This is a genomic window from Pseudomonas sp. Bc-h (genome assembly GCF_002080045.1).
In the GTDB taxonomy this organism is placed as follows: Bacteria; Pseudomonadota; Gammaproteobacteria; order Pseudomonadales; family Pseudomonadaceae; genus Aquipseudomonas.
Genome location: NZ_MUIN01000015.1, coordinates 171,885 through 188,981, shown reverse-complemented (window position 1 = coordinate 188,981; position 17,097 = coordinate 171,885). Strand labels below are relative to the sequence as shown.

Genomic DNA, 17,097 nt, shown 5'->3' with positions numbered 1-17,097 from the left:
CGCTATGGATATCGGGATGATTCGAGGCCTGGGTACCGTCGTGGTGATGGTGGCCTTCATCGGTCTGGCGCTGTGGGTGTTCAGCCCGCGACGCAAAGCCGAATTCGACGACGCGACCCTGCTGCCCTTTGCCGATGATCCCGAGGCCATCAAGCACCTCGAGCAAGCGCAAGCTTCCAGGAGCAACAAAGAATGACTACGTTTTGGAGCCTGTACGTCACGGTTCTGTCGCTGGGCACGATCTTCTGCCTGACCTGGCTGTTGCTGGCGACCCGCAAGGGCCAGCGCGCCGATACCACTGACGAAACCGTCGGCCACTCTTTCGATGGCATCGAGGAGTACGACAATCCACTGCCCAAGTGGTGGTTCATGCTGTTTGTCGGCACCATTATTTTCGCCCTGGGTTATCTGGCGCTGTACCCCGGCCTGGGCAACTGGAAAGGCCTGCTGCCGGGTTACGACTACGTCGACAACGACAAGAAAATCGCTTTCTCCAATGGTCAGCCGGGCTGGACCGGGGTCCACGAATGGGAGAAGGAAATGGCGCGTTCGGACGCACGTTTCGGTCCGATCTTCGCCAAATTCGCCGCGATGCCCATCGAAGAAGTGGCCAAAGACCCGCAAGCGCTGAAGATGGGCGGCCGCCTGTTCGCATCCAACTGCTCGGTGTGCCATGGCTCCGACGCCAAGGGCGCCTACGGTTTCCCCAACCTGACAGACGCCGACTGGCGCTGGGGCGGCGAGCCACAAACGATCAAGACCACGATCATGGGCGGTCGCCACGCAGTGATGCCAGCCTGGGGTGAAGTGGTGGGTGACCAGGGCGTTCGCGATGTGGCGGCTTTCGTGCTGACCCAACTGGACGGCCGCAAACTGGCGGAAGACGCCAAAGCCGATCCAGCGGCGGGGCAGAAGATTTTTGCCGCCAACTGCGTGGCCTGCCACGGGCCGCAAGGCAAAGGTACTCCCGCGATGGGCGCGCCTGACCTGACTCACCCTGGCGCGTTCATCTACGGCTCGAGCTTCGCGCAACTGCAGCAGACCATCCGTTACGGCCGTCAGGGCCAGATGCCTGCGCAGGAACTGCTGCAAGGCAACGACAAGGTGCACCTGCTGGCGGCATACGTCTACAGCCTGTCCCATGGGGATAAACCGGCCGAGCCGCAGTAGGTTCGCAAGATCGGGTTTCACCGCACTGAGCCGGTGAAACTCGATCGGACGCCCGGCGCGGGCTTACATTTGATTACCCTTTTCCCGGAGGTCAAGACTTATATACCCAGGTCACTGGAGACGCTTCCCTACACTGTCTGAAGCAAGTCGCAGGACGCGCTTGTATTCACCTGCATAGGGAAATGGACCATGAACACATGGACACGCTTGATAGGATCGCTGGGCATCTGCCTGGCCAGTTTCAACGCACAGGCCACGTCGGCTTTCATTGATGAATCAGGAAAGTCGTACCTGGTTTTCAGCTCAGATCCGCAGTACCCCTGGACGCCGGAAAGTGATGCAGGCCGTGATATCTCCAACCGGGAAAACGAAAAGCGCTCCAAAGAGTTGATTCATGAGCAGTACCTGAACATCGCCGAATTTCGCCAGTCCAGGCCTGAGCAGAACGTGCCGGTCATGATCAACGGTGACATGACGGCTTTCGGCCACGGATGGCAGCGCGAGTTTGTGTACCGCATTCTTGATCACCATCTGAACGGAGATTATTACTTTGGCCTGGGTAATCATGACTATGAAAACAACGTCGGTAACTGCGCAGCTAACGGATGCGCACGGGAGAGTCTGTTCGACCTGAAAACCAGGATGGGCGACAAGGTCGACGCCATGGATATCTCCATCGAGCAGGTTGGGCTGAAAGAAACATGGATCGGCAGCCTCGCTTACAGCAAACGGATCGAGGATGTTCAGCTCATTCAATTGAACAACTACCCGACGTATCGAGTGGATTTCACTTCCTTGAAACTGACGCAGTTCAGGGACTACGACTTCAGAATCAGGGCGTCACTGGACTGGCTGGAAGATGAACTGAAAAAGGCACGAGCGGCGAACCGGATCATTATTTTGAACATGCACAAGCCGGATGAATGGATAGCCAGTACAGAGGAGCGGGATCGCTTCAAAGCCATGATCCAGCAGTACGAGGTGTCGGCGGTGTTTGCCGGGCATCACCACAGCCGAAGCGGCCCCTATGACCGAAACAGTTTCTTTGGCACGGTCCCGCTGTTTCTCAGCGGTTCCGCGTCACAGCGCCATTATCTGATCGCGGAGGTCGATCGTAATGCAGGCAGGCTCAACGTGATGCTGGTCAGTCAGAACGATTGGCAAAATGGTGTGGTGCTTGCCAGACCCCGCCTGCCCGCCAGCAAGCAGGTTCAGTAGCTTGATGCTTTGCCAGGGCGCGTGGTGATCGCTTGCTGCGCTGATATTCAGGACTTGATCCAGATCATGTAATGAAGGCGCCGCACGCCGTGAAAGTGATCGAAGGTCCTCCCCATCGACTAAAGTGACAGGGTACGAAGTGCGGTATTAAAAGAACTCAGTGACCCCGGTCGGCACGTACTGACCGGGGCATTTTCTCCACCACCGTGGAACGCTTCGATGAGCATGCTGCGATGAGCAACCAGATTCCGGTACACAACGTCACGCCACCGGCGAAAAAGGACAGTGACACCGTCGACCTCTACGCGTCTCGGGAGAAGATCTACACCCGGGCGTTTACCGGTATTTTCCGCAACCTGCGAATCGGCGGCGGCATTCTCCTGTTTCTGCTGTATTTCGGCACCGTCTGGCTCGACTGGGGCGGACATCAAGCGGTGTGGTGGAACCTGCCGGAGCGCAAGTTCTATATCTTCGGCGCCACCTTCTGGCCACAGGACTTCATTCTCCTGTCGGGCATCCTGATCGTCAGCGCCTTCGGGCTGTTCTTCATTACCGTTTTCGCCGGCCGCGTCTGGTGCGGCTACACCTGCCCGCAAAGCGTGTGGACGTGGATTTTCATGTGGTGCGAAAAGGTCACCGAAGGCGACCGCAACCAGCGCATCAAGCTGGACAAGGCGCCGATGAGCGCCAGCAAGTTCACCCGCAAATTCGCCAAGCACGGCCTGTGGCTTTTGATCGGCCTGGTCACGGGGCTGACTTTCGTCGGTTACTTCTCACCGATCCGCGAACTGACCGTGGACTTCTTCACCGGCCAGGCCGATGGCTGGTCGTATTTCTGGGTCGGTTTCTTCACGCTCGCGACTTATGGCAACGCTGGCTGGCTGCGCGAACAGGTGTGCATCTACATGTGCCCCTACGCGCGTTTTCAGAGCGTGATGTTCGACAAAGACACCCTGATCGTCTCCTACGACCCACGCCGTGGCGAGAAACGTGGCCCGCGTAAAAAAGAACTCGATTACAAGGCGCAAGGACTGGGCGACTGCATCGACTGCACCATGTGCGTCCAGGTCTGCCCGACTGGCATCGACATTCGCGACGGCCTGCAGATCGAGTGCATCGGTTGCGCGGCGTGCATCGATGCCTGCGACACCATCATGGACAAGATGAGTTACCCTCGCGGCCTGATCAGCTACACCACCGAACACAACCTGTCCGGGCAGAAAACCCACAAGTTCCGGCCGCGCCTGATCGGTTACGCCGTGGTGCTGCTGGTGATGATCGGTGTGCTGACCGCAGCGTTCTTCATGCGTTCGCTGGTGGGCTTCGATGTCAGCAAGGACCGCGTGCTGTACCGCGAGAACGCTGAAGGGCGGATCGAAAACGTCTACAGCCTGAAAGTGATGAACAAGGATCAGGTCGATCACACTTACGTACTCGACGCCGCGGGTTTGCCCGACCTGAAGCTGCAAGGCCGACGCGAAATCAAGGTGCCTGCCGGGGAAATCTTCACCATGCCGGTGGAGCTGTCGGTGTCACCCGAACAACTGCCGTCGAGCACCAACGAGATCCGCTTCATCCTCAAGGACATCGAGAACAGCGGCACCGAAATACAAGCCAAGAGCCGATTCATCGGCCCACAAGTTCGTTGAGAGAAGTCAGACATGACCGTAGCAACTGCCTCAAGCCCCTGGTACAAGCACCTCTGGCCGTGGATCATCATCGCCATCCTCACCTGCTCGGTCACGTTGACCCTGTCGATGGTGACGATTGCCGTGAACAACCCGGACAACCTGGTCAGCGACAATTATTACGAGGCAGGTAAAGGCATCAACCGTTCCCTGGACCGTGAACTGCTCGCACAATCCCTGAAGCTGCGGGCCACCGTGACCCTCGATGACGTCACCGGTGAAGCCGACCTGCGGTTGACCGGCGAGAGCCAGCCGGAAACCCTGGTGCTGAATCTGATTTCGCCGACCCAGCCGGAAAAGGACCGCAAGATCGTCCTCGCCCGCAACCCCGCCCAACCCGGGCGATATGTCGGGCAAATGAGCGACAAGGTCGAGGGACGACGTTTCGTCGAGTTATTGGGCGTCGAGAACAGCCAGACCTGGCGCCTGTTCGAAGAAGAATCCATTACCCGTGACAAGGATCTGATTCTCGGCGACGAACCGATTCAGGGTGCGCAAGAGTCGAAAAAGTGAACATTGCAAATGATCGTTCCCACGCTCTGCGTGGGAATGCCTTGCCAGGCGCTCCGCGTCGAACTTGCAACGACGCAACGCGTCAATACCTGCGTTCCCACGCAGAGCGTGGGAACGATCCGTGGCCATAGACACTTGCTTCCACTGCGCCCTGCCCGTCCCGCCCGGTAATCGCTTCAACGCTGTCGTCCTGGGTGAAATCCGCGAGTTCTGTTGCCCCGGATGCCAGGCCGTGGCGCAGGCCATCGTCGAAGGCGGCCTGGAAAGCTACTACAGCCATCGCAGCGAAGCCTCGACCAATCCTCAGACCCTTCCTGCGCAGCTGCTCGACGAACAAGCACTGTACGACCGCCCAGACGTCCAGGCGCCATTCGTCCGTCACGACAACCAGTCGGCCGAAACCACGCTGCTGATCGAAGGCATCAGTTGCGCGGCGTGCGGCTGGTTGATCGAACGTCATCTGCGCACCTTGCCTGAGGTGGTCGAGGCGCGGCTCAACCTGTCCAACCACCGTTTGTTTCTGCGCTGGAATGCCGCGACCTTCGCACTGAGCCAAGTGCTGGGCGAACTGCGCAGCATTGGCTACGCCGCTCACCCTTATCAAGCGGATCAGGCCACTGAGCAGTTGGCCCAAGAGAATCGCCGCAGCCTGCGTCAGTTGGGTGTCGCGGGGTTGCTGTGGTTTCAGGCGATGATGGCGACCATGGCGACATGGCCGGAATTCAACATCGATCTGAGCCCCGAAATGCACACCATCCTGCGCTGGGTGGCGATGTTTCTGACGACGCCGATCGTGTTCTACAGCTGCGCGCCGTTCTTCAAAGGCGCATTCAGAGACCTGCGAACCCGCCACCTGACCATGGACGTTTCGGTATCGCTGGCCATCGGGCTGGCTTACGTCGCCGGGATCTGGACCGCGATCACCGGCATCGGCGAGTTGTACTTCGACGCCGTCGGCATGTTTGCGCTATTCCTTCTCACCGGGCGCTATCTGGAGCGTCGCGCACGGGAGCGCACGGCCGCTGCGACCGCGCAACTGGTCAATCTGCTACCCGCCTCCTGTTTGCGCCTGGATCAGACCGGCAACAGCGAACGCATCCTGCTCAGCGAGCTGCGCCTGAACGATCACGTGCTAGTGCATCCCGGCGCGGTTTTGCCGGCTGACGGGAAGATCATTGCCGGGCAATCCAGCGTCGATGAATCGCTGCTGACGGGCGAGTATTTACCGCAACCGCGCACCGCCGGGGATGCCGTTACGGCCGGGACCCTGAACGTCGAAAGCGCCCTGACCGTGCAAGTGCTCGCCCTCGGTCACGACACGCGACTTTCCGCCATCGTGCGTCTGCTGGATCGGGCGCAGTCGGAAAAGCCGCGTCTGGCACAGATCGCCGACCGTGCTGCACAGTGGTTTCTGCTGATCTCGCTGGCGCTGGCCGCGTGCATCGGCGTGCTGTGGTGGCAGCTGGACCCACAGCGTGCATTCTGGATCGTGCTGGCGATGCTGGTCGCGACCTGCCCTTGCGCCCTTTCGCTGGCCACGCCCACTGCGCTGACCACCGCCACCGGCACTCTGCACAAACTTGGCCTGCTGCTGACGCGCGGGCATGTGCTCGAGGGCCTGAACCAGATCGACACGGTGATTTTCGACAAGACCGGCACGTTGACCGAAGGCCGCTTGACGCTCCGGGCCATCCGCAGCCTGGGGTCAATGGGCAGCGACGATTGTCTGTGGATTGCCGCAGCCCTGGAGAACCGCTCCGAACATCCCATCGCCCGCGCTTTCGGCAATACCCCGCTGACCGCCGAGGCAGTTGCGAGCGTGCCGGGGCTGGGGCTGGAAGGCCGTATTGATGGGCGGCAGGTGCGGATTGGTCAGGCTGACTTTGTCTGCGGGTTGAGTGGCAACCCTGTCCCGAAAATGCCGGATGAACCCGGGCAATGGCTGCTGCTGGGCAATGATCGGGAAGTCCTGGCCTGGCTGGTGCTCGATGACCGGCTGCGTGATGACGCGGCTGAGCTGATCGATGCCTGCAAACAACGTGGCTGGAAGACCCTGTTGTTGTCTGGCGACAGCTCGCCGATGGTCGCCAGTGTCGCTGCACAACTGAAGATCGAGGACGCCCGCGGCAGCCTGCGACCTGATGACAAACTGCAGATCCTTCAGCAACTCCGGGCGCAGGGCCGAAAAGTGTTGATGCTCGGCGACGGCGTGAATGACGTGCCTGTGTTGGCCGCTGCCGATATCAGCGTCGCCATGGGGTCAGCCACCGATCTGGCGAAAACCAGCGCCGACGCGGTGTTGCTGTCCAATCGCTTGCAGGCTCTGATTCAGGCCTTCACGCTGGCTCGACGCACGCGCCGCATTATCATCGAGAATCTGCTCTGGGCCGGGCTGTACAATGGCCTCATGCTACCCTTCGCCGCCCTGGGCTGGATCACACCATTGTGGGCGGCGGCGGGCATGTCGGTCAGCTCGCTGGTCGTGGTGCTTAATGCGCTGCGCCTGACCCGCATTAAGGTCGATGATGCCGCTGCGGCCGACGCCAGCCGCAATCGCCTTTTGCCCGCATGATCAACCAACCGCTTCCGGAGGCCCTATGCCCGCGCTGTACATCATGATTCCGGTGGCCCTGTTGATCGTGGCAGTGGCGATCTACGTGTTTTTCTGGGCCGTGGACAGCGGCCAGTACGACGACCTCGACGGCCCGGCGCACAGCATCCTGTTCGACGATCAGGACCCGGGGCACAAAGCGGGGGTGGAACAGGCCTCTGGCAAGGAAGTGCAGAAACCGGATGAGAAGAAAATCGGGTGATCAGTTCAGTTTTTGCGGGGTCGCTGCCGGCCTCTTCGCGAGCAAGCTCCCTCCCACGGGTTACATCGGGTGCCCGGACTCGGGTGTCAACACACATGCATCGTAAGAGGGAGCTTGCTCGCGAGGAGGTCAGGTACGTCCTCCCAACAATTGAGAGTCGTACACAGATTCCCACCTCTACGCACATCCACCGTGGGAGGGAGCTTGCTCGCGAAAAGGCCAGCGCCCTCCAAACGATTGAGAGTCGTACGCAGATTCCTACCTCTACGCACATCCACCGTGGGAGGGAGCTTGCTCGCGAAGGGGCCAGCGTCCTCCAAACGATTGAGAGTCGTACGCAGATTCCTACCTCTACGCACATCCACCGTGGGAGGGAGCTTGCTCGCGAAGGGGCCCTGACAGACGCTGCACAACCAGCAGGCTACACCCATGCCTGACCTCCTCCCCCAACTGCTGTCTGCCCTGATCCTCGGCCTGCTTGGCGGCGGGCATTGCCTGGGCATGTGCGGCGGCTTGATGGGCGCGCTGACGATGGCCATTCCTAAAGAGCAACGCAGCCGACGCTTTCGGTTACTGCTGGCCTACAACGTCGGGCGCATTTTCAGTTATGCCTGCGCCGGATTACTGATCGGTCTGGCGGGCTGGGCCGTTGCAAACAGTCCTGGGGCCATGGTCTTGCGGGTGGTCGCCGCCTTGCTGTTGATCACCATGGGGTTCTATCTCGCGGGATGGTGGAGCGGCCTGACGCGCATCGAAGGCCTTGGCCGCTGGCTGTGGCGTTACATTCAGCCGGCGGCCAGCCGGCTGCTGCCGGTGTCGAGCACACCGCGCGCCCTGCTGCTGGGCGCGTTCTGGGGCTGGCTGCCGTGTGGGCTGGTCTACAGCACCCTGTTGTGGTCGGCCAGTCAGGGCAATGCGCTGTACAGCGCGCTGCTGATGCTGGCTTTCGGCATTGGGACCTGGCCCGTCCTGATCGCCACGGGCCTTGCCGCTGAGCGCACCACCGCGCTCTTACGCAAACGAAGCGTACGTGTGGCAGGTGGTCTGCTGGTCATCCTGTTCGGCCTGTGGACCCTGCCTGGCCCCCATCAGCACTGGTTGATGGGGCACTGATCAACTGCTATTGATCCAGATCAATGTCGCCTCCCCTGCGCTCCCTAAACTGCCTTTACCGCCAGCCTTTACGGGAATGCCCGCATGCTCGACGACCTTCGTTGGGATTCTGAACTCATCCGCCGCTACGATCTGACAGGACCGCGTTACACGTCCTACCCCACCGCGGTGCAGTTTCATAATCAGGTGGGTGCTTTCGACCTGCTGCATGCATTGCGTGGAAGCCGCAAGCAGCTTCGCCCCTTGTCGCTCTACGTGCACATCCCGTTCTGCGCGAACATTTGCTACTACTGCGCCTGCAACAAGGTCATCACCAAGGACCGGGGGCGCGCTCACGGCTATTTGCAGCGACTGCAGCAGGAAATCCAGATGATCGCCTGCCACGTCGACGGTCGTCAGGTGGTCGAGCAGCTGCACTTCGGCGGGGGTACGCCCACTTTTCTCAATCACGAAGAACTGCGCGAACTGATGGCCCACCTGCGCCAGCACTTCACGCTGCTGGACGACCATTCAGGTGACTACGGCATCGAGATCGACCCTCGTGAGGCCGACTGGTCGACCATGGGCCTGCTGCGCGAGCTGGGTTTCAATCGCGTCAGCCTTGGTGTGCAGGACCTCGACCCACTGGTGCAGCGTGCGATCAATCGCCTGCAAAGCCTGGACGAGACCCGCGCCATCGTCGAAGCCGCGCGCACGTTGCAATTCCGCTCGGTGAACATCGACCTGATCTACGGCCTGCCGCTGCAAACCCCGGATGGCTTCGCCCGAACGGTGGATGAAGTCATCGCCCTGCAACCCGATCGCCTGTCGGTCTTCAACTACGCGCATCTGCCCGAACGCTTCATGCCGCAGCGACGGATCGATACCGCGCAACTGCCGAGCGCCGAATACAAACTGCAGATGTTCCAACGCACCATTGAGCAACTGACACGGGCCGGTTATCGCTACATCGGCATGGACCATTTCGCCCTGCCTGATGATGACCTGGCCATCGCTCAGGAAGAAGGCACCTTACAGCGCAACTTCCAGGGCTACACCACCCACGGACACTGTGATCTGATCGGTCTGGGCGTTTCGGCCATCAGCCAGGTTGGCGATCTGTATGCGCAGAACAGCAACGACCTGGCCGACTACCAGAAGCTGCTCGGCAGCGATCAACTGGCGACGCAGCGGGGATTGGTCTGCAACGCCGACGACCGTCTGCGGCGCGCGGTGATACAGCAACTGATCTGCCACTTCAGCCTGGATTATGCCGGCATCGAAAACGCCTTTGCCGTTGATTTTCGCGGCTATTTCAACGAAGTCTGGCCAAAACTGCTTGAAATGGCCAAAGACGGCCTGATCATTCTGGACAGCCAGGGCATCCGCGTGACACCCGCAGGACGCTTGCTGGTGCGTTCGGTCTGCATGGTCTTCGATACCTATTTGAATCTGCAAAACCGTCAGAGGTTTTCCAGAGTCATCTAGGAAAAATCCGTTGAAACGGTAGGAGTGATTTTTACGCCACGGAGGGCGCGTGCTAGTCGCAGGGTTAATCCGTGCGTTACCCTTACGACTTATGTGTGTTTTCTTACAAGGAATTACCCGATGTCTGAGCCAGTAAAGTTGCGTGCTCATACCCAGGCTCACTGCAAGGATTGCAGCCTGGCCCCGTTGTGCCTCCCGCTTTCATTGAACCTGGAAGACATGGATGCACTGGACGAAATCGTCAAACGCGGCCGGCCACTGAAAAAAGGCGAATTCCTGTTTCGCCAGGGCGATGCTTTTGACTCGGTCTACGCCGTGCGCTCTGGCGCTCTGAAGACGTTCAGTCTCAGCGACAGCGGCGAGGAACAGCTCACTGGTTTCCATCTGCCCAGTGAACTGGTGGGGTTGTCGGGGATGGATGCCGAGGCTTACCCGGTGTCCGCTCAGGCGATGGAGACCACGTCGGTCTGCGAAATTCCCTTCGAACGCCTGGACGAATTGTCAGTTCAATTGCCGCAATTGCGTCGACAGCTGATGCGGGTCATGAGCCGGGAAATCCGCGACGACCAACAGATGATGCTGTTGCTGTCCAAAAAGACCGCCGACGAGCGCATTGCGACGTTTCTGGTCAACCTGTCGGCTCGCTTTCGCGCGCGGGGTTTTTCCGCCAACCAGTTCCGCCTGAGCATGTCGCGCAACGAAATCGGCAATTACCTGGGGCTGGCGGTGGAAACGGTTTCCAGGGTCTTCACCCGCTTTCAGCAAAACCAACTGATCGCCGCTGAAGGCAAGGAAATCCACATCCTTGACCCCATTCAGCTGTGCGCGCTGGCCGGTGGTTCGCTGGAAAGCTGATGGCGATACGGTCCGGGCAGGCTTAGACTACGCTCTTTGCGCGTATCTCCTGCCCGAGACCTTTTGATGATTTTCGACGAATTTACCTTCAAGTCCTTGATCCGCCCGGTGGTGGACTTCCCCAAGCCCGGCGTCATCTTCCGTGACATCACCCCGCTGTTTCAGTCGCCCAAGGCCTTGCGCCTGGTGATGGACAGCTTCGTGCAGCGTTACATCGACTCGGAATTCACCCACGTCGGCGCGATGGATGCGCGGGGCTTTCTGATTGGCTCGATCATCGCCTACGAACTGAACAAGCCGCTGGTGCTGTTCCGCAAGCAGGGCAAACTGCCAGCCGATGTGCTGGCCGAGGGTTATCAGACCGAATACGGCGAGGCGTTTCTGGAGGTTCACGCCGACAGCCTGTGCGACGGCGACTCGGTGGTGATGTTCGATGACCTGATCGCCACCGGCGGCACGCTGATCGCTGCGGCCAACCTGATCCGCCGCATGGGCGCCAAGGTTCACGAAGCGGCCGCGATCATCGACTTGCCTGAGCTGGGTGGTTCGCAGCGCTTGCAGGATATGGAAATCCCGACGTTCTGCCTGACGCAGTTCGCCCTGACCGACAAGTAACACCTCGTGGTGAAACCCGATGCAGTCCGGCTTGCTGGCGATGGCGCCTTTGAAATCGCGACCGCCGGCAAGCCGGACGGCTACAGGCCACGTTTGATCCGGATGACGATCACTGGTGCTTAAAGCTGTATCGGCTTACGCCCGGCAAACGAATGCGCCAGCGTGCCGCCATCCACCAGCTCAAGTTCGCCACCCAGTGGAACGCCATGGGCGATGCGGGAAGTCACCAGGCCCTTGTTGGTCAGCAACTGAGCGATGTAATGCGCGGTCGCCTCACCTTCCACGGTCGGGTTGGTGGCCAGGATCACTTCAGTAAACGAGCCCTGTTCTTCGATCCGTGCCATCAACTGCGGGATGCCGATCGCCTCAGGCCCCAGACCGTCGAGCGGCGACAAATGCCCCTTGAGCACGAAATAGCGTCCGCGATAGCCGGTCTGCTCCACCGCATACACATCCATCGGCCCTTCCACCACGCACAGGAGCGTGTCATCCCGGCGCGTGTCGGAACACTGTGGACACAGCTCTTCTTCGGTGAGCGTGCGGCATTGTTTGCAATGGCCAACGCCTTCCATCGCCTGACTCAAGGCCTGCGCCAGACGCGAGCCGCCGCTGCGATCGCGCTCGAGCAACTGCAACGCCATGCGCTGGGCGGTTTTCTGACCGACGCCGGGCAAAATGCGCAGGGAGTCGATCAACTGGCGAATCAGGGGGCTGAAGCTCATTCGAGAAAGGTCCGACAAATACACGAGACGCGGTTTATACCCGCGCCTCCCATTAGCGTCAAATAACGCTTACGACACCTTCACCACCAGCTTGCCGAAGTTCTTCCCTTCAAGCATGCCGATGAACGCATCCGGCGCATGTTCCAGGCCTTCCACCACATCCTCGCGGAACTTGACCTTGCCGTCCTTCACCAGCGGCACCATGGCTTGCATGAATTCATCCAGGCGGTGGTAGTACTCCTCGTAAACGATGAAGCCCTGAATCTTCGCGCGTTTGGTCAGCAGCGTACGCATCAGCAGCGGCAGATGGTTGGGCCCGTCTGGCAGACGCTGCGCGTTGTATTGCGCAATCAGCCCACACAGCGGCACTCGCGCATGCTCGTTGAGCAGTGGCAGAACGGCTTCGAAGACCTTGCCGCCAACCAGTTCGAAATAGATATCGATGCCACTGGGACAGGCTTCGCTCAGTTGGTCGGCGAAGTGCTCGCTCTTGTGATCGATGCAGGCGTCAAAGCCCAGTTCGTCCATGGCATAGCGGCATTTATCGATGCCGCCGGCAATGCCAACCACGCGCAGGCCATGCAACTTGGCGACTTGCCCGACCACCGAACCCACCGCGCCGGATGCTGCTGCCACCACCAGAGTTTCACCAGACTTGGGCTGACCGATGTTCATCAACCCCATGTAACCGGTGATACCCGGCATGCCCAGTACGCCCACCGCCATCGACGAATCGGGAATGTCTTTGGGCACCGACATCAGATTCTTGCCGTCAGAGATGCTGTGGGTCTGCCAGCCGGTCTGCCCGACTACCAGATCGCCTTCCTTGAACGATGCATTGCGCGACTGCTCGACTACGCTGACCGCCCCTCCCTCCATGACCGCATCGATTTCGACCGGCGGCGCGTAGGACGGCGCATCGCTCATGCGTCCACGCATGTACGGGTCGAGGGACAGATAGAGTGTGCGCAGTTGCACCTCACCGTCCTGCAGGTCAGGCAAGGCCTCGCGTTCGAGCCGAAAGTTCTCCGGCGTCGGTGCGCCCTGAGGACGGGAGGCGAGGACGATACGCTGGTTGAGGATCAATTCTTGCGACATCGGGAGCGGCTCCTTTAATGGCTATAGAAAGCAGACCGTAGCCGTCTGGCAGCGTTCGGTCGGATGTGGGCAGTGATATTAGATACATCATTCTGCGATAGGCACCACACGCCGTCGAAACCTCCGACAGTTCCTGGAAGGTTTCGTACGATCCTGGGTCAGCGTCTTGAGCCCATAAAAAAAATGCCAGGCACGAGGCCTGGCATTGGATGCTGCGCAAACTGCTGAATCAGAACGGCAGCTTCATGCCTGGAGGCAGCTGCATGCCGGCAGTCATGCTGGCGGTCTTTTCCTGACTGGCGGCTTCGATCTTGCGCACGGCGTCGTTGACGGCGGCGGCGATCAGGTCTTCCAGGATTTCCTTGTCTTCCTGCATCAGGCTGTCGTCCAGGCTGACGCGCTTGACGTCGTGACGACCGGTCATCACCACGCTCACCAGGCCTGCGCCCGATTGGCCGGTCACTTCGGCATTGGCCAGTTCTTCCTGCATCTTGGCCATTTTTTCCTGCATTTGCTGAGCCTGCTTCATCAGGCCAGCCATGCCACCTTTCATCATGGGAGTTCTCCTCGAAAGTCGATGGTTCATTGCGCGGCGCCAAATCAGCTTAGCGCCTCGCGGTCATTAAGGGGTTTGCGCAACCGGAGCATCTACGGGAGCGATCGTATCCTCGCGGATGATGGCACCGAACTGTTGCAACATCTGCTGGATGAACGGGTCCGACTGAATCGACGCCTCGGCCTGACGCTGACGATCGGCTCGCCGACGCGCCGCCGCCTGGGCCGGGGTTTCCTGCTCGGGCTTGATCAGCTCGATACTCAGGTTGATGGTGCGTTCATGGTATTGGTTCAGCGCGTCGTTCAATCGGCGCTGTTGCGTCGAGTTGAACAACGCGCTGTGCGCCGGATCCAGGTGCAGCAGCCAGTTGTCGCCATCCACCGCAATCAATGTGCAGTTGGCGGCGATACTGCCGGTCATGCCGGAAATCGGCAATTTCGGGAACAGGTCCAGCCAGTCGGCGGCGAGGCCCGTGGCGGGCTTGGCGGCGGGCAGCAACTCAGGCTCTTTCTCCACCGCTTCCACGGCTTCGTGGGCCAGGTCGTCAAGGTAGGCGAACGAGGCCGGGTCAATGTCGATATCCGGCTCGTAATAGTCGTCGTCCGGAGGCGGCTCGTCGTCGCGCTCCATCGGCGCCGGCACGTAAGGCGCAGCGTCGGGCACGTGTTCGAGCATGGCCTGCGTGACCACATCGGCGGCGGCCTGCACTTGCTCCTGGGACTCGACTTCCGGCGCGTCGGGCACGGGACTCGCCGGAGCCGGGGTCGGCATCGGCGTCAGCTCTGGCTGCTCGGCGACGGTGTCGAGCACGGGCTCGGGGATCTCTTCGACGACAGGCGCCACGGCAGGCTCGGGCTCAGCGGCGCTGACCGGTTGCGCAGCCTTGGGCTCGTTCCACGGCAGGTCGACCTCTTCGGCCACCGCTGGCGCAGGCGCATAGGCTGGCGCGACAGGTACGACGGGCGCCGGCATTGCCATCACGGGTGCGGGCGCTGGCGCCACGGCGGCCTGTGTGAGCGCTGGAGTCGGTGCAACAGGTGCTGCGCCGGCCACCGTTGTCTGGGAATCAACCGTGGCCGGGTTGATCCCCACTGACTTTAACGGTTGTCTCGGCGCGTTTTCGCTGTCGGCCGGACGGAACGCCAACATACGTAGCAGGACCATCTCGAAGCCGCCACGCGGGTCCGGTGCCAGCGGCAGATCGCGACGCCCGATCAGGCCCATCTGGTAATAGAACTGCACGTCTTCGGCAGGTAACGCCTGAGCCAGGGCCAACACCCGGTCGCGGTCGCCATGACCGTTGTCGACGCCCTCGGGCAGTGCCTGAGCGATGGCGACACGGTGCAGCACGTTGAGGATTTCCGAGAGCACGCCGCTCCAGTCCGGGCCCTGCTCGGCCAGATGACGAACGGCCTCCAGCAGACTGCGCGCATCGCCGTCGATCAGCGCGGTGAGCACGTCGTAGACCTGGCCATGATCCAGCGTGCCGAGCATGGCCCGCACATCGGTCGCCAGCACTTTGCCCTCACCGAAGGCAATCGCCTGATCGGTCAGGCTCATGGCGTCGCGCATCGAACCGTCGGCCGCACGGCCCAGCAGCCACAATGCGTCGTCTTCGAACGGAATGTTTTCAGCGCCCAGAACGTGGGTCAGGTGCTCGACCACACGCTCGGGCGTCATGTTTTTCAGGGAAAACTGCAGGCAGCGCGAAAGAATCGTGGCTGGCAGTTTCTGTGGGTCGGTGGTCGCGAGGATGAACTTGACGTACGGCGGCGGCTCTTCCAGCGTCTTGAGCAAGGCGTTGAACGAGTGGCTGGAGAGCATGTGCACTTCGTCGATCAGGTAGACCTTGAAGCGCCCGCGACTCGGGGCATATTGCACGTTGTCCAGCAGCTCGCGGGTGTCTTCGACCTTGGTGCGGCTCGCGGCGTCGATCTCGATCAGGTCGACGAAACGGCCTTCGTCGATCTCCCGGCACACCGAACATTCGCCGCAGGGCGAGGAAGTGATACCGGTTTCACAGTTCAGGCATTTGGCGATGATTCGCGCGATGGTGGTCTTGCCGACCCCGCGCGTACCCGTGAATAAATAGGCATGGTGCAGGCGCTGGCTGTCCAGCGCGTTGATCAAGGCCTTGAGCACATGGGTCTGGCCGACCATTTCGCGGAACGAGCGCGGACGCCATTTACGTGCAAGAACCTGATAACTCATTGAAAACCGTCGCGACTGGGTTGCGGAAGACCGCTAATGCTAGCGGAGCGGGGGCAAAATTGCATCCGGGCAATATGAACGCACGCATATAAACGATCTGCCGCTAGACTGCCAGCACTGCCCAATAGCACTTCAGCTCACCCGGGGGACCTCATGCGTCTGCTGACACTGAGCGCTTTATTGCTGATGAGCGGGGCCGTGTGGGCCGAGGACACACCGCTGCGATTCTCGATTGCCGATGCCTGGTCGATGCCGCTGGTGCAGCTCGATGACCATCAGCCGACCGGCGGGATTATCTTCGACATCATGCAAAGCATGGCGGCGCAGGCGAAGCTGTCGGCGGAATATCGCGTGGTGCCGATCCAGCGCGTGCAACGCACGCTGGAACGCGGCGCCATCGACGTGCGCTGTTATGCGGCGCAGTCGTGGATGCCCAACCTGTCCGGAGACTACACTTGGAGCCTGCCGCTGTTGATCCAGCGCGATCTGCTGATCAGTACGCCCGAGAATGCCACCCCCAGAGCGCCGGAGACCCTGACCGGCGAAACCATTGGCACGGTGCTCGGTTACGCCTACCCCACCCTTCAATCGGCTTTCGACAGTCATCGTCTGCGCCGGGATGACGCGCGCAGCGAAGTTCAGGTTCTGCAGAAGCTGCAAATCCACCGTTATCGTTATGCCGTGGGCAATCAATGGTCGCTGGACTGGTTCAACCGCAACCTGCCTGAAGACCAGCAACTGCGCGGCGTGGCGGTGATCGACGAGCAGCCGGTGGGGTGCATCGTGCGCAATGACACGCAGATCCCCGCACAGAAGCTGATGCGGATTTTGCTGCGCATGCGCATGTCTGGCGAGATAGACCGGATCATGAGTCGTTACAACACGGTGTCCGGGCTGCCACCCGATGGGCCTGCGGCACAGCCTTGAAACCAGAAAAGTGCGACCCGTAGCGGCACGGCTTGCCGGCGGTTGCGGTTTCTAACGCCATTGCGCCGACAAGCAGGACGGCTACAGGGATCTACGAACTATCCGGAAAAGGCTCTGGCACAGGCGTTTAC

At 60.6% G+C, this 17,097-nt stretch carries 16 protein-coding genes; 12 read left to right on the top strand and 4 right to left on the bottom strand.

Features of this window, described 5'->3' with window-relative positions; genetic code table 11:
• Positions 1-4: 4 nt before the first annotated feature.
• The 11 genes from BWR59_RS28015 to BWR59_RS27960 all read left to right on the top strand — a co-directional run bounded on the left by BWR59_RS28015 (position 5) and on the right by BWR59_RS27960 (position 11,452).
• Positions 5-196 (top strand): cbb3-type cytochrome c oxidase subunit 3, encoded by a 192-nt coding sequence (locus BWR59_RS28015; protein ID WP_081569091.1) that lies wholly within the window; start codon positions 5-7, stop codon positions 194-196.
• Positions 193-1,170, top strand: a complete 978-nt coding sequence (ccoP, locus tag BWR59_RS28010) for a cytochrome-c oxidase, cbb3-type subunit III (RefSeq protein WP_081568940.1) — start codon at positions 193-195, stop codon at positions 1,168-1,170. Before BWR59_RS28015 ends, ccoP begins: the two co-directional genes overlap by 4 nt.
• Before the next feature lie 189 nt (positions 1,171-1,359).
• Positions 1,360-2,388: a metallophosphoesterase gene (locus tag BWR59_RS28005; protein WP_081568939.1), complete on the top strand. Its 1,029-nt coding sequence runs from the start codon at positions 1,360-1,362 to the stop codon at positions 2,386-2,388.
• A gap of 233 nt (positions 2,389-2,621) precedes the next feature.
• Entirely contained in the window at positions 2,622-4,037 is a 1,416-nt protein-coding gene (ccoG, locus tag BWR59_RS28000; protein WP_081568938.1) for a cytochrome c oxidase accessory protein CcoG, read from the top strand.
• A gap of 12 nt (positions 4,038-4,049) precedes the next feature.
• Positions 4,050-4,589, top strand: coding sequence for a FixH family protein (locus BWR59_RS27995; protein WP_081568937.1), 540 nt, complete (start codon positions 4,050-4,052; stop codon positions 4,587-4,589).
• Between the two features lie 121 nt (positions 4,590-4,710).
• Positions 4,711-7,161, top strand: coding sequence for a heavy metal translocating P-type ATPase (locus tag BWR59_RS27990; protein WP_081568936.1), 2,451 nt, complete (start codon positions 4,711-4,713; stop codon positions 7,159-7,161).
• Positions 7,162-7,186: 25 nt separating this feature from the next.
• Positions 7,187-7,402, top strand: a complete 216-nt coding sequence (ccoS, locus tag BWR59_RS27985) for a cbb3-type cytochrome oxidase assembly protein CcoS (RefSeq protein ID WP_081568935.1) — start codon at positions 7,187-7,189, stop codon at positions 7,400-7,402.
• A gap of 429 nt (positions 7,403-7,831) precedes the next feature.
• On the top strand, positions 7,832-8,515 hold the full coding sequence (locus BWR59_RS27975; RefSeq protein WP_081568933.1) for a sulfite exporter TauE/SafE family protein: 684 nt from the start codon (positions 7,832-7,834) through the stop codon (positions 8,513-8,515).
• An 84-nt stretch (positions 8,516-8,599) separates the two neighbouring features.
• Entirely contained in the window at positions 8,600-9,982 is a 1,383-nt protein-coding gene (gene hemN, locus BWR59_RS27970; RefSeq protein WP_081568932.1) for an oxygen-independent coproporphyrinogen III oxidase, read from the top strand.
• A 120-nt stretch (positions 9,983-10,102) separates the two neighbouring features.
• Positions 10,103-10,837, top strand: a complete 735-nt coding sequence (fnr, locus tag BWR59_RS27965) for a fumarate/nitrate reduction transcriptional regulator Fnr (protein ID WP_081568931.1) — start codon at positions 10,103-10,105, stop codon at positions 10,835-10,837.
• Positions 10,838-10,903: 66 nt separating this feature from the next.
• Positions 10,904-11,452, top strand: a complete 549-nt coding sequence (locus BWR59_RS27960) for an adenine phosphoribosyltransferase (protein WP_081568930.1) — start codon at positions 10,904-10,906, stop codon at positions 11,450-11,452.
• Between the two features lie 119 nt (positions 11,453-11,571).
• Here BWR59_RS27960 and recR read toward each other — a convergent pair whose 3' ends face one another.
• The 4 genes from recR to dnaX all read right to left on the bottom strand — a co-directional run bounded on the left by recR (position 11,572) and on the right by dnaX (position 16,039).
• Complete coding sequence (gene recR / locus BWR59_RS27955; protein WP_081568929.1) at positions 11,572-12,174, bottom strand: recombination mediator RecR; 603 nt, start codon at positions 12,172-12,174, stop codon at positions 11,572-11,574.
• A 69-nt stretch (positions 12,175-12,243) separates the two neighbouring features.
• The gene (locus BWR59_RS27950; RefSeq protein WP_081568928.1) at positions 12,244-13,272 is read right to left on the bottom strand and encodes an NADP-dependent oxidoreductase; all 1,029 of its coding nucleotides are present in this window, start codon (positions 13,270-13,272) and stop codon (positions 12,244-12,246) included.
• A gap of 229 nt (positions 13,273-13,501) precedes the next feature.
• Positions 13,502-13,828, bottom strand: coding sequence for a YbaB/EbfC family nucleoid-associated protein (locus BWR59_RS27945; RefSeq protein ID WP_062385680.1), 327 nt, complete (start codon positions 13,826-13,828; stop codon positions 13,502-13,504).
• Between the two features lie 66 nt (positions 13,829-13,894).
• Positions 13,895-16,039, bottom strand: a complete 2,145-nt coding sequence (gene dnaX, locus BWR59_RS27940) for a DNA polymerase III subunit gamma/tau (protein ID WP_081568927.1) — start codon at positions 16,037-16,039, stop codon at positions 13,895-13,897.
• 153 nt (positions 16,040-16,192) lie between these two features.
• Here dnaX and BWR59_RS27935 point away from each other — a divergent pair, with 153 nt between their 5' ends.
• Positions 16,193-16,966, top strand: a complete 774-nt coding sequence (locus BWR59_RS27935) for a transporter substrate-binding domain-containing protein (protein ID WP_081568926.1) — start codon at positions 16,193-16,195, stop codon at positions 16,964-16,966.
• Positions 16,967-17,097 lie beyond the last annotated feature (131 nt).

Coding starts and splice junctions, on each gene's coding strand:
- BWR59_RS28015 (WP_081569091.1), top strand. CDS start 5: ATGGATATCGGGATGATTCGAGGCCTGGGTACCGTCGTGGTGATGGTG.
- ccoP (WP_081568940.1), top strand. CDS start 193: ATGACTACGTTTTGGAGCCTGTACGTCACGGTTCTGTCGCTGGGCACG.
- BWR59_RS28005 (WP_081568939.1), top strand. CDS start 1,360: ATGAACACATGGACACGCTTGATAGGATCGCTGGGCATCTGCCTGGCC.
- ccoG (WP_081568938.1), top strand. CDS start 2,622: ATGAGCAACCAGATTCCGGTACACAACGTCACGCCACCGGCGAAAAAG.
- BWR59_RS27995 (WP_081568937.1), top strand. CDS start 4,050: ATGACCGTAGCAACTGCCTCAAGCCCCTGGTACAAGCACCTCTGGCCG.
- ccoS (WP_081568935.1), top strand. CDS start 7,187: ATGCCCGCGCTGTACATCATGATTCCGGTGGCCCTGTTGATCGTGGCA.
- BWR59_RS27975 (WP_081568933.1), top strand. CDS start 7,832: ATGCCTGACCTCCTCCCCCAACTGCTGTCTGCCCTGATCCTCGGCCTG.
- hemN (WP_081568932.1), top strand. CDS start 8,600: ATGCTCGACGACCTTCGTTGGGATTCTGAACTCATCCGCCGCTACGAT.
- fnr (WP_081568931.1), top strand. CDS start 10,103: ATGTCTGAGCCAGTAAAGTTGCGTGCTCATACCCAGGCTCACTGCAAG.
- BWR59_RS27960 (WP_081568930.1), top strand. CDS start 10,904: ATGATTTTCGACGAATTTACCTTCAAGTCCTTGATCCGCCCGGTGGTG.
- recR (WP_081568929.1), bottom strand. CDS start 12,174: ATGAGCTTCAGCCCCCTGATTCGCCAGTTGATCGACTCCCTGCGCATT.
- BWR59_RS27950 (WP_081568928.1), bottom strand. CDS start 13,272: ATGTCGCAAGAATTGATCCTCAACCAGCGTATCGTCCTCGCCTCCCGT.
- BWR59_RS27945 (WP_062385680.1), bottom strand. CDS start 13,828: ATGATGAAAGGTGGCATGGCTGGCCTGATGAAGCAGGCTCAGCAAATG.
- dnaX (WP_081568927.1), bottom strand. CDS start 16,039: ATGAGTTATCAGGTTCTTGCACGTAAATGGCGTCCGCGCTCGTTCCGC.
- BWR59_RS27935 (WP_081568926.1), top strand. CDS start 16,193: ATGCGTCTGCTGACACTGAGCGCTTTATTGCTGATGAGCGGGGCCGTG.